The 10555-nt window shown below is 69.5% G+C and carries 13 protein-coding genes; 8 read left to right on the plus strand and 5 right to left on the minus strand.

Annotated elements, in window-relative coordinates; all coding sequences use genetic code 11:
* Positions 1-92: 92 nt before the first annotated feature.
* Positions 93-893: a phosphatase PAP2 family protein gene (locus EDF50_RS00465; RefSeq protein ID WP_158612597.1), complete on the minus strand. Its 801-nt coding sequence runs from the start codon at positions 891-893 to the stop codon at positions 93-95.
* A gap of 205 nt (positions 894-1098) precedes the next feature.
* Here EDF50_RS00465 and EDF50_RS00470 point away from each other — a divergent pair, with 205 nt between their 5' ends.
* From EDF50_RS00470 to EDF50_RS00495, 6 genes are all read left to right on the plus strand, one after another.
* Positions 1099-1596 carry a DUF2231 domain-containing protein gene (locus tag EDF50_RS00470; protein WP_123517374.1) on the plus strand — a complete coding sequence of 166 codons (498 nt, stop codon included), beginning with the start codon at positions 1099-1101 and terminating at the stop codon, positions 1594-1596.
* 67 nt (positions 1597-1663) lie between these two features.
* Positions 1664-2392 (plus strand): VIT family protein, encoded by a 729-nt coding sequence (locus EDF50_RS00475; RefSeq protein ID WP_123517376.1) that lies wholly within the window; start codon positions 1664-1666, stop codon positions 2390-2392.
* A 191-nt stretch (positions 2393-2583) separates the two neighbouring features.
* On the plus strand, positions 2584-4026 hold the full coding sequence (locus EDF50_RS00480) for a ferric reductase-like transmembrane domain-containing protein (protein ID WP_123517378.1): 1443 nt from the start codon (positions 2584-2586) through the stop codon (positions 4024-4026).
* Positions 4023-4541, plus strand: coding sequence for an FMN-binding protein (locus EDF50_RS00485; protein ID WP_199732409.1), 519 nt, complete (start codon positions 4023-4025; stop codon positions 4539-4541). Before EDF50_RS00480 ends, EDF50_RS00485 begins: the two co-directional genes overlap by 4 nt.
* A gap of 4 nt (positions 4542-4545) precedes the next feature.
* The gene (locus tag EDF50_RS00490) at positions 4546-5265 is read left to right on the plus strand and encodes an FAD:protein FMN transferase (protein WP_123517379.1); all 720 of its coding nucleotides are present in this window, start codon (positions 4546-4548) and stop codon (positions 5263-5265) included.
* A gap of 70 nt (positions 5266-5335) precedes the next feature.
* The gene (locus tag EDF50_RS00495) at positions 5336-5740 is read left to right on the plus strand and encodes a tautomerase family protein (protein ID WP_123517381.1); all 405 of its coding nucleotides are present in this window, start codon (positions 5336-5338) and stop codon (positions 5738-5740) included.
* A gap of 67 nt (positions 5741-5807) precedes the next feature.
* Here EDF50_RS00495 and EDF50_RS00500 read toward each other — a convergent pair whose 3' ends face one another.
* From EDF50_RS00500 to EDF50_RS00510, 3 genes are read right to left on the minus strand one after another with little or no spacing between them, the layout of a single operon-like run.
* On the minus strand, positions 5808-6125 hold the full coding sequence (locus EDF50_RS00500) for a metal-sensitive transcriptional regulator (protein ID WP_123517383.1): 318 nt from the start codon (positions 6123-6125) through the stop codon (positions 5808-5810).
* Positions 6122-6421 (minus strand): rhodanese-like domain-containing protein, encoded by a 300-nt coding sequence (locus EDF50_RS00505; RefSeq protein WP_123517384.1) that lies wholly within the window; start codon positions 6419-6421, stop codon positions 6122-6124. The genes EDF50_RS00500 and EDF50_RS00505 overlap by 4 nt, the downstream gene beginning before the upstream one ends.
* Positions 6422-6474: 53 nt before the next feature.
* Positions 6475-8130 (minus strand): FAD-dependent oxidoreductase, encoded by a 1656-nt coding sequence (locus EDF50_RS00510; protein ID WP_123517386.1) that lies wholly within the window; start codon positions 8128-8130, stop codon positions 6475-6477.
* 443 nt (positions 8131-8573) lie between these two features.
* Here EDF50_RS00510 and EDF50_RS16365 point away from each other — a divergent pair, with 443 nt between their 5' ends.
* Together EDF50_RS16365 and EDF50_RS00515 are read left to right on the plus strand one after the other, a co-directional pair.
* Positions 8574-8954 carry a nuclear transport factor 2 family protein gene (locus EDF50_RS16365; RefSeq protein WP_137846771.1) on the plus strand — a complete coding sequence of 127 codons (381 nt, stop codon included), beginning with the start codon at positions 8574-8576 and terminating at the stop codon, positions 8952-8954.
* A 211-nt stretch (positions 8955-9165) separates the two neighbouring features.
* Positions 9166-9687, plus strand: a complete 522-nt coding sequence (locus EDF50_RS00515) for a hypothetical protein (protein ID WP_123517387.1) — start codon at positions 9166-9168, stop codon at positions 9685-9687.
* Positions 9688-9926: 239 nt separating this feature from the next.
* Here EDF50_RS00515 and EDF50_RS00520 read toward each other — a convergent pair whose 3' ends face one another.
* Positions 9927-10469: a recombinase family protein gene (locus EDF50_RS00520; RefSeq protein WP_123517389.1), complete on the minus strand. Its 543-nt coding sequence runs from the start codon at positions 10467-10469 to the stop codon at positions 9927-9929.
* Between the last annotated feature and the right edge of the window lie 86 nt (positions 10470-10555).

Genomic DNA, 10555 nt, shown 5'->3' on the forward strand with positions numbered 1-10555 from the left:
CAGCAGGCCCGACTCGACGAAGATCATCAGCGACAGGCCGCCGAGGGCCCACGGGCCCATGCCGGCGAGGAGGGTCTGGGGGTCGAGGATGCTCATGAGCGGGTCCGTCCTGGGTCGGTGGTCGAGGAGGAGTTCGGCGCCGAGGGCTCGACGGGGTGGGCCGGCCGGGACCGCTTCTCGACCTGGTCGACCAGACGCAGCCACGGCGGCAGCAGCAGCGCGACCACCGAGCAGCCGAGCACGACCGAGGCGACCGTGTCGCTCGGCCAGTGCACGCCGACCCACACGCGCGAAAGCCCGACGACCACCACGGCGAGCGCCGCCGCCACGATGACGACCGGTGCGCCGCGCCGCCCCCAGACGAGCAGGACGAGCGTCAGTGCGAGGCCGGTCGCGAGGGCGGTGTGGCCACTCGGGAACGAGAAGGAGTGCGGCTCGATGATGAGGGGGTCGACGAGGAGCCCTGGGTCGGGTCGGTCGCGTTGCACGACGAGCTTGACCAGCTCGGCCGCGGCCCATGGCCCGACCGCGACGCCGAGCACCGTGAGGGCGGCAGCCGCGCGACGGCTCACGACCCACACCGCCACGACCAGCAGCAGCACGAGGGCCGCGCCCAGCTGCGGCGCGAGCAGGCGATCCACGAGCAAGGAGGCCTCGTCGAGCACCGGAACGTGCGCACGGCTCGCGCGCTGCACGAGGTCGAGGTCGACCTCGCTCACGCCGCCCGCGCCCCAGGTGGTCAGCAGCCCGGCGACGACGACGCCAGCGACGCCGGTCGCGCCCCACGCCGCCCACGCCCGGTCGTGGACGACCGCTCGGACGGCGGGGAACACAGGAGGCGCGGTGCGGCCGCGAGGAGGCGCCGATGAGGGCGCACGGTGCAAGACGGTCATGCACGCAGGCTCCGCCCGGCCGTCCCAGAAACCGCCCAGACGTACTCGCGGGCTCGTCAGCATCCGGGCCGTCGCTGCCCAGCGAGTTTCTGGGGGAATTCTGGGAGCTGACGCGCGAAAGTCACTACGGGGTTTTTCCTCGCCCTCACCCCGGGCATTAATCGCGACTTGATCGCCGTGAACTGCGAGAAAGAGAAGACCATCCATGGACTGGCAGCTCAACGGCCTCCCCCTGCACCCGCTCATCGTCCACCTCGTCACCGTCGCGTTCCCGACAGCGTCCCTGCTGATCCTGGTCGGGGCATTCTGGCCCGCGCTTCGACGACGACTCGGCATCATCACCCCACTGATCGCCCTGGTCTCGCTGATCGCCGTGCCCCTCGCGACGTCGTCGGGTGAATCGCTGGAAGAGCGGGTCGGTGGCAGCGCCCTGCTCGAAACCCACACGGAGCTGGGCGACACCCTGCTTCCTTGGGCAATCGCGGCGTTCATCGTCGCTGTGGCGCAGTGGGCCTGGCAACACTGGGTGCTGACCCCGGAAGAGCAGCGGCCTCGTCCTGCGGTCCGTGGCAGCGCACGACTGATCGTCGGCGCCCTGCTGATCGTGCTGGCCGTGGGGACGAGCATCGGGGGGATCGTCACGACGGTCCGGATCGGTCACTCCGGCGCGGAGGCCGTCTGGTCGGACTCGAGCGAGGGATGACACCCGAGATGGTGAGGGCAGGCTCCGCTGCGTGGCAGCCGAACCCCTCGGGTGCTGTGATGGCGTCATGACTGACGCGTCACCTCTCCCCACCCATCCCGACGAGCCCCACGCCGGGAGCCTGGCCGGGCGCCTCAACTGGCTCCGTGCCGGCGTCCTCGGCGCAAACGACGGAATCGTCTCCGTCGCCGCAGTCGTCGTCGGTGTTGCCGGGGCGACAACATCGACCCCGGCCATCGCCACCGCCGGCATCGCCGCCCTGGTCGGCGGCGCGATCTCGATGGCCCTCGGTGAGTACGTCTCGGTCAGCAGCCAGACCGACAGCCAACGAGCACTCATCGAGAAAGAGCGCGCTGAGCTGGCCGCCGACCCCGAGGCAGAACTCGAGGAGCTGACCGCACTCTGGCGCGCCCAGGGACTCAGCGACGACACCGCCGCCCGCGTCGCCGCCGAGCTCACCGAGCGCGACGCCCTCGCAGCGCACCTGTCGGCCGAGCTGCACATCGACGAGGCCGACGTCGCCAACCCCTGGCACGCCGCCCTCTCGTCCGCCATCGCGTTCCTCGCCGGTGCAATCTTGCCGCTGCTGGCCATCCTGCTGACGCCTGCCAGGCTGCGCGTGCCGGTCACCGTCCTGGTCGTGCTCCTCGCCCTCGCCGCGACCGGCGCACTCGGCGCACGCCTGGGCCAGGGTGCCGTCGGACGCGCGACCCTCCGCGTCGTCGTCGGCGGCGCGCTCGCCCTGGCGGCGACCTACCTCGTCGGCACCCTGCTCGGCACCGCCGGGATCGCCTGAGCCGGCCTCCCCGACAGCACATACCGACTCAGAAAACCCCCATCTCGGGAACTTGCCGAGAGCATCAAGAACCCATGGCCTGACCCGGGTTTTGTCATAGGTGGCCCATAGGTTCACGCGTTCTGATCGGTGTTGTCCACCTCTCCGGTGAGACCCGCAGGCTCGGCAGGCCGCTCCCGAACGGACACACCATGACCGCGACGTTGCACCACACCCCACCGGCTCCGCCCTCCCCACCCACTCGGTCGACCTCACGACGCGACCTCACGGCCGTCCGTCCCCTTGCCGCCAAGGCACGCCGTCGCCGGGCAGCAGTCGACCTGCTGGGGATCGCCGTGTGGGCCTCTGCGGCGATGGCGGTCACCCTCTGGCTGACCTCGGGCAGCGTCGACGTCTCCGGCCCCGGGCAAGTCCTGATCTCCGCCGGCATCGTCACCGGCCTAGTGGGCACCGACCTGATCCTGGTCATGCTCGTCCTCGCCGCGCGCCTGCCCGTCATCGACCGGCTGGTCGGTCACGACGCCGCGATGGCCCATCACGGCAAGCTCGGCAAGCCGGCCCTGTACCTGCTGCTGACGCACGCGGGCCTGCTCATCGGCGGCTACGCGGTCGAGGCAGGCGACAGCGTCGTGGCCGAGACAGTCGGCCTGTGGAACACCCCCGACGTGCTGCTGGCGTTCTTCGGCCTGGGAGGCCTCGTCGCCGTGGTGTGGACCTCGATCGTCGCGGTCCGCAGAGTGCTCCCCTACGAGGGGTGGCACGCCATCCACCTGCTCTCGTACGCGGCCGTCGCCGTCGCGATCCCCCACCAGCTCTCACAGGGGCAGATGCTCGCGCAGGGCAGCTGGGAGCGCGCGTACTGGATCGCCCTGTACGTGGTGGCACTCGGTTCGGTGGCCGTGTTCCGGTTCGCGCTCCCCGCCTTCAGGTCCCTGCGGCACGGCGTGGTCGTGACGGGCGTCGAGCGCATCGCCGACGACGTCGTCTCCGTCCACCTGCACGGCCGTGACCTCGACCGCCTCGGCGCGGTCGGCGGCCAGTTCTTCGTGTGGCGGTTCTGGGCGCCCGGGCTCTGGTGGCACGCCCACCCGATCTCGCTCTCCGCCGCGCCGACCGCGACGGGCATGCGCCTCACGGTCCGCGCCCTGGGCCGGGGCAGCGCCTCCCTGGCGTCCCTCCGCCCCGGCACCCGTGTCTCGTTCGCCGGCCCCTACGGGATCTTCACCGAGGCCGTCCGCACCTCCACGAGGGTCGCGGTCGCCGCCTCCGGCATCGGCGTCACCCCGGTCCGGGCGTTCCTCGAGCGCCTCGACGCACCCCCCGGGGCCGTGACGATCTTGCTCCGCGCCCGGTCCGAGCGCGAGACGTTCCTCTGGCACGAGATCGTCGCCTGGGCGCACGCCCGCGGTCACCAGGTCGCCGTCAGCGTCGGCCCCCGGGGCAGGGGGCCCGCGTCCTGGCTGGCCGAGGGCGACACCTCGCGTGGCGTCACGGCCGCGAGCGTGTTCCCCGACCTCGCCCACTCCGACCTGTACGTCTGCGGCCCCGGACGTTGGAGCGACCTCGTCGAGCAGGACGCCGCCGCAGCCGGGCTGCCGGCCGACCAGCTGCACAGGGAGAGGTTCGACTGGTGAGAGCACGCATCGTGATCGGCGGCCTGCTCGTCTCCGCCGGCATCCTCGCCGTCGGCGTCGAGTCGACCGTGACCCAGCTGTCCGCCACCACCTCGCTCGTGCAGCCACTGGCCGGAGCGGCTCCGTCGTCGGGCGGCACCGGCACCGAAGGCACCTCGGGCACCGCCGGTGCGGCCCCGTCGTCGAGCCCGTCGTCGTCGGACACCTCGGGCAGCAGTCCCGCCGCCACGACCGGCCTCACAGACGGCACGTACACCGGCACGGCCGTCTCCACCCGCTACGGCACCGTCCAGGTGCAGGTGACGATCAGCGGCGGGACCTTCGGCGACGTGACCGCGCTGCACCTCACCGACGACGACGGGCGCAGCGTCCAGATCAGCGCCCGCGCCGCGCCCGTCCTGGCTCAGGAGGCCGTCGCGGCCCAGTCCGCGTCGATCGACACCGTCTCGGGTGCGACGTACACCTCGGACGGGTACCTCCAGTCGCTGCAGTCCGCCCTCGACCAGGCCCGGTGACACGGTGACCCACGTCTTCCGCGCCATGGGCACCGTCGTGTCGGTCCTCGTCGACGGCGACGCTGCGGACACGGCGACCCTCGACGCGGTCGAGGCGGTGTTCGACGACCTCGACCGCGAGTTCAGCCGCTGGCGCCCCGACTCCCCCGCGTCGCGGATCGCCGACGGCCGGCTGTCGCTCCTGCGCTCGTCGGACGCTCACAGGGAGTGCTACGCCGAAGCCGTCCGCTGGCGTGCCGACACCGCAGGGGCGTTCACGCCACACCGCCCCGACGGCACGGTCGACCTCGCGGGCACGATCAAGGCAGCCGCGACCGAGGCCGCCGGCGACGTCCTCGACGCCACCGGCCACGAGCGCTGGTGCCTCAACGCCGGGGGCGACATCCTGACCCGAGGAGGCACACCCGCGCACCCGTGGAACGTCGCGCTGGCAGACCCCGACCACCCGCAGCACGTGCTGCGGGTGGTGTCGCTCCACGGCGCGCGACGAGCTGTCGCGACCTCGGGCACGAGCCAGCGCGGCGAGCACGTCTGGCGGACCGATCCGGAGAGCACCTACCGGCAGGTGACCGTGATCGCTGACGACCTGATGACCGCGGACGTACTCGCCACCGCGGTCCTCGCCGGCGGCCCCGCGACCAGGTCGCTCGCCGAACGGGGCTGGCCCGTCGAAATCGTCACGGTCGACCGCACGAGCGAGCCCGCGTGCCTCTCGGGGCCGTGACCCAGGCGGCCCGAGTACAGCTGGTGCCGGAGCTGCAGCTCCCGCCCCACCACGACGACAGGAGACACGGATGCCCCTCATCAGGATCGACCTCGTGGAGGGCCGCTCGGACGAGCAGATCGCCGCGATCGGCGACACCCTCATGCGGACCCTCGTCGACGTGTACAGCCTGCCCGAGCGCGACCGCTTCCAGATCGTCACCGAGCACGCCCCCGGCCGTCTCACCGCCCTCGACGTCGGGCTCGGCATCGAGCGCTCCGAGCAGGTCGTCATCATCCAGATCTTCACGCAGGCCGGGCGCAGCACCGACGAGAAGCAGGAGTTCTTCCGCACCCTGGCCGAGAACCTGGCGACGGTGGGCGTCGCCGGCGAGGACCTGGTGATCGGCTTCGTCGAGAACGGCCCCGCCGACTGGTCGTTCGGCTTCGGCCGCGCCCAGTACACGACAGGAGAACTCACCACCCCGGGAAACTGACCACCAACACCAGTGCCCAAACACTGTCGCGACAGCCGATTGCCTGACGGACACTTCCATGGTGCGCTCAGGCGAGGGTGAGGAAGAGCTTCTCGATCTCGTCGACCGTGAGCTTTCGCCCCGCCGCGATGCCGTCGACGGGCTCCGTGTCCTCGTCGGCGATGAGACATTCGCGCATCGCCGTCGAGACGATAGCGAAGCCAGCGCGGTCGAGGGCGCTGCTTACGGCGGCGAGTTGGGTGACGACGTCGCGGCAGTCGCCCCCGTTCTCGATCGCCGTGATGACGGCGGCGAGCTGTCCTTGGGCGCGCTTGAGACGGTTGGCGACCTTGCGGATCGCGGCGGGGTCGTGCAGGGCGCCGTCAGTGGGGGCGGTGTCGGTCATGCGCGGTCGACCGGGTTGCCGGCGGCGATCCATGCGGACGTGCCGCCTTCCACGTTGACGGCGTCGTAGCCGTGGGCGGTGAGTGTGGCGGTCGCGCGGGCGCTTCGGCCTCCGGACTGGCAGATGATGTGCACCGGGGTGCCCGTGGGCACGTCGCCCAGGCGATCCTCGAGCTGGGACAGGTGGAGGTTGCGGGCGCCGGGGACGTGGCCGCTGGCGTATTCGTCTGCCTCGCGGACATCGATGACGACGGGGGCCTCAAGGGCGGCGAGCTGGTCGACGGTGATCTGGTTCATGGGTTCTCTTTCGTGGAGTGTTTCGGATCGGCGATTTTGCGAGTGTCGTGGGGTCAGGCTGTTGCCGTGGCAGAGCGGTGGGCTGCGATGCCGGCGCGCCAGGTGAGCCAGCCGCCGTCGAGGTTACGGGCGTCGTGGCCGAGCTGGGTGAGGAGTCTGGCGGCCGTGTGGCCACGCTGACCCACCTGGCAGTGGACCACGAGCGGCCCGGCGGGCAGTTCGGTGTGCCGAGCCCGGAGATCGTCCAGGGGAAGCGAGATGGCACCGGGGATGGAACCGGCCTCGTGCTCAGCCGCTGAACGGACGTCGATCAGGGTCGCCCCGGACGCCATCAGTGCGTCGAGTTCGTGCCACTGCGCTGTGCGCGTCGCACCTCTTGCAGTGTTCTCGGCGACGTAGCCGAGCATGTTGATCGCGTCCTTCGCTGACCCGTACTGGGGTGCGTAGGCGAGCTCGAGCTCGGAGAGGGCACTGCCGGTGAGGCCGGCGGTCATCGCGACGGCGATTACGTCGATGCGTTTGTCGACGCCGTCGCGCCCCACGATCTGGGCGCCGAGGATCTGGTCGCTCACCGGGTCGACCAGCAGTTTGATCGCCATCTGCTGTGCTCCTGGGTAGTAGCCGGCGTGCGAGGACGGGTGGGTGTGCACGACCCGGACGTCACGTCCTGCCGCACGGAGGCGCTTCTCGTTCCACCCAACCAACGCCACGGTCAGTCCGAGGACGCCGAGGATCGACGTCCCGAGGGCGGGCCGGGCTGCGGTCGCGGAGGCGCCGGCGATGTCGTCCGCCGCAGCTCGGCCGTGCCTGTTGGCGAGCCCTGCCATGGTCACGAGGGTCGGTTCAGCGTCGAGGTGGTCGATCTTCTGGACGCCGTCTCCGACGGCCCAGATCGACGGGTCACTGGTCCGCTGGTGGCCGTCGACGGCGATGCCTCCGGTGGGCCCGATGACGAGTCCCGCCTCCCGGGCGAGGCGGCTCTCGGGGCGGACGCCACTTGCCTCGATCACGAGATCAGCGGCGACGGTCGTTCCGTCGCTGAGTTCCACCAGGCCACCGGATGTCCCCGTCACCGTCGTGCCCGTGCGGACGTCGACGCCGGCGGCGACGAGCACGTCGTGCACCGGAGCGGCCATCTCGGGGTCGAGAGGAGAGAGGACGTGCGCTCCACGCTGCACGAGGGTGACCCGTGCATGGCGGGCAAGGAGATTCTCGACGGCTTCGAGGCCGATGAATCCTGCCCCGATCACGAGGACGTCGGCCTGCCTGGGGGTCCCGTCGAGAACGGCGTTGACGTGGTCGACGTCATCGACGCTGCGCAGGGTGTGCGTCGGGATGACGCCTGCCGTCACGCCGGCAGAGGCTCCAGCGCCCGCAGCGAGCACGAGGTCGTCGTACGGTTCGACTGAGCGTCGCCCGGTCGCGAGGTCCACGACTTCCACGGTCTTGGCGGCGGAATCGATCGCGGTGACCTCGTGGCGGACGCGGACGTCGAGCGCGAAGCGCGCGGACAAGGACTCGGGCGTCTGCAGCAGCAGCGACGAGCGATCCGGGATGATGCCGCCCACGTGGTAGGGCAGGCCGCAGTTGGCGAAGGACACGTACGCGCCCCGCTCGAAGACCAGGATGTCGCGACTCTCGTCCAGGCGACGCAGTCGGGTCGCCGCGGACATACCGCCGGCGACACCTCCGATGATGATCGTTCTCATGTTTGCCACGATACCCCGGGGGGTATACGTTCGTCTAGTGCCGTCAGTCGACGGCGACCGTTGAACGAGAGGACTCCCCATGTGCCGACAGGTGACCTGCAAGGTGTGCGGCAAGGCAAGTTGGGCTGGCTGTGGCCAGCATGTCGACCAGGTGATGGCCGGCGTGCGACGGGCGGACCGATGCCCTGGCCACGTGAAGGAAAAGAGCGAGGGCAGTTTCTTCTCGCGCCTGTTCGGACGGTGACCTCCGCCTGGCCGCGAAGAAGTCGATCGGTTGCGGGACACTCGAAGGCGCCGGCCACTCTCCCGTAGTTGCAGAACGCGGATCGTCTCTGTAGGTCGGCCCGGAATCCCTCTCGGTGAGGGGTCGTCTACCGGGCATGCAGAAACGATCGTTTTGTGGTCAATCGCAGTCTGCGGAAACCGCACACTAGCCTCGTCACATGACGACGCGGGACGATCACGGACGCTCCATCGACCAAGCCCAAGATGCTCTTCACCAAGCCATGCGCGGTGGCGACGTAAGCCATCTTCGTGAGTTGTTTTACGAGCGCCTGACCTTCGAGTTGCCGGGCGGGTCAGTGATCGGCCGTGCAGCTGATCTCGATGCTCATGCCTCGGGAGCAACACGATTCGACAAGCTGTCCGAGCTTCATCGGTCAACTCTGGAACAAGATGGTCATGGCCGGACATCGTCGCTCGTGGACATCGTCGTATTCGATAAAGGCCACCGCATGGAGGCTCGCATGATGTACCGCCGCTTTTGGTCGATCATCGAGGGTCGTTGGCAAGTAGTGGCGGGCAGCGCCGAACCGTCCGCATAGACCCCTGGGCTCGAGTTCTACGCCAGCACCCAACCGGCAGGCTGGGTGCTGTCGCTCGGAAACGATCGTTTCTGACTGCCCGAGGGGCGATCGCCTATCGAGACAACGACACTCTGCGGAAGCCGAGGCGCTCCTCTTTCCTCTACGAAGATGCGCAAACACCTCCCTGCAGCAGTAGGCAGCGCTATCTCAACACCTGTAGACCAAAGACATGCGCATAGATGACGGGCGGCCTGTCCGGGTCGATCTCGGCCCTCGGCCCCGCTTCATCTGGTGGGGACAGGACGTCGACGACGAGACACGAGATGCCATCGCGACCCAGGGCACGCTCGTCGAGACCTTTCCCACCGAAGACGCGGCACGTTGCCATGCGGAGCAGCAGTCCTGGCCGAGCGGCCCGCCGGAGGCCCTCAGCATCGTCGACGTGCGTGGGGTCAAGGACTACCTGGATCGCAAGGTGAACACGCTCGACGAGGAGGCGGCCCTCACCTGCGTGAACTTGGCCGACGATGTCCGCCACTCACTGCACCTCCCCCGGTCTCGATCCAGAGCAGTGCAAGCCGTCTACGACAAATTGGTCGAACGACAGTTCCCGTACCTCACCGATGACAGCCGCTCGGATGCGCTGAACAGATGGAGCTCGCAGGAACTCGGCCAGCTCCAGAAGATGCTGCGTTCGTCGCTGCGCTGCTTGGAAACAGGCCTCGCTGAGCCCTGGTATGCCGTGGGCTAATGGACTGGTGTTGGGTCCTACAGGCCGTCGAACACGAAGCGCAGGACGCGCTCACAGAACCGCAGGACGGGCCGGACAAACCACCTCCACAGCCACAATGACGGTCGAGGCCACCAGGCAGGAGCTCCACTGTTGGCGCGATCCCGTCGCCATTCAGCGCGTGTCCGCGGTGGCGCCGGACGGCGGCGGCCGTTCCTCAGGCGCTCTCGGCGGGGAGGCTCCGTCTTTCCGGGTGCCACCTAGGCCTGCTCGGCTCTTTGGATCGCTCGATAGACCGTCGAACGGGCCACCTTGAAAAGCTCCGCGATCTCGCTTGTCGTGTGGGCGCCGGTGCGGTGCAGCTGCACGAGGTGCTTCTCCTGGGAGGCGGTGAGCTTGGGCTTGCGGCCGCGGAGCTTGCCGGCAGCCTTGGCGATCGCCATGCCCTCCCGAGTGCGGGCACGGATGAGGTCAGCCTCGAACTCGGCCACCATGCCGAGGACGTTGAACAAGAGTCGGCCGACCGGGTCGGTGGGGTCGTAGACCGCTCCCCCGAGATTCAGGGCAACGCCCTTCTTCGTCAGCTCGTCCGCGATGTCGGTCGCGTCGCGCAGCGAACGGGCGAGCCGGTCGAGCTTGGTGACGACCAGGACGTCGCCGGCACGGCACGCGGCCAACGCCTCGCGGAGGCCCGGCCGGGCTCGAGTCGTCCCCGAGAGCCCGTGGTCAACATGCACGTGATCATCGTCAACACCAAGTGCCTTAAGACCATCACGTTGTGCTGCGAGATCCTGTCTGGCTATGTCAACTTAGGCCGGACCCACCAGGGCAATCTAAGCGGGACCCAGGGCGCTGTGTAGCGAGGGATACTGGGGTATGCGCGTGGAGA

It is taken from the genome of Frigoribacterium sp. PhB24, from assembly GCF_003755185.1.
Lineage (GTDB): Bacteria > Actinomycetota > Actinomycetes > Actinomycetales > Microbacteriaceae > Frigoribacterium.

Coding starts and splice junctions, on each gene's coding strand:
- EDF50_RS00465 (WP_158612597.1), bottom strand. CDS start 893: ATGACCGTCTTGCACCGTGCGCCCTCATCGGCGCCTCCTCGCGGCCGC.
- EDF50_RS00470 (WP_123517374.1), top strand. CDS start 1,099: ATGGACTGGCAGCTCAACGGCCTCCCCCTGCACCCGCTCATCGTCCAC.
- EDF50_RS00475 (WP_123517376.1), top strand. CDS start 1,664: ATGACTGACGCGTCACCTCTCCCCACCCATCCCGACGAGCCCCACGCC.
- EDF50_RS00480 (WP_123517378.1), top strand. CDS start 2,584: ATGACCGCGACGTTGCACCACACCCCACCGGCTCCGCCCTCCCCACCC.
- EDF50_RS00495 (WP_123517381.1), top strand. CDS start 5,336: ATGCCCCTCATCAGGATCGACCTCGTGGAGGGCCGCTCGGACGAGCAG.
- EDF50_RS00500 (WP_123517383.1), bottom strand. CDS start 6,125: ATGACCGACACCGCCCCCACTGACGGCGCCCTGCACGACCCCGCCGCG.
- EDF50_RS00505 (WP_123517384.1), bottom strand. CDS start 6,421: ATGAACCAGATCACCGTCGACCAGCTCGCCGCCCTTGAGGCCCCCGTC.
- EDF50_RS00510 (WP_123517386.1), bottom strand. CDS start 8,130: ATGAGAACGATCATCATCGGAGGTGTCGCCGGCGGTATGTCCGCGGCG.
- EDF50_RS16365 (WP_137846771.1), top strand. CDS start 8,574: ATGACGACGCGGGACGATCACGGACGCTCCATCGACCAAGCCCAAGAT.
- EDF50_RS00515 (WP_123517387.1), top strand. CDS start 9,166: ATGCGCATAGATGACGGGCGGCCTGTCCGGGTCGATCTCGGCCCTCGG.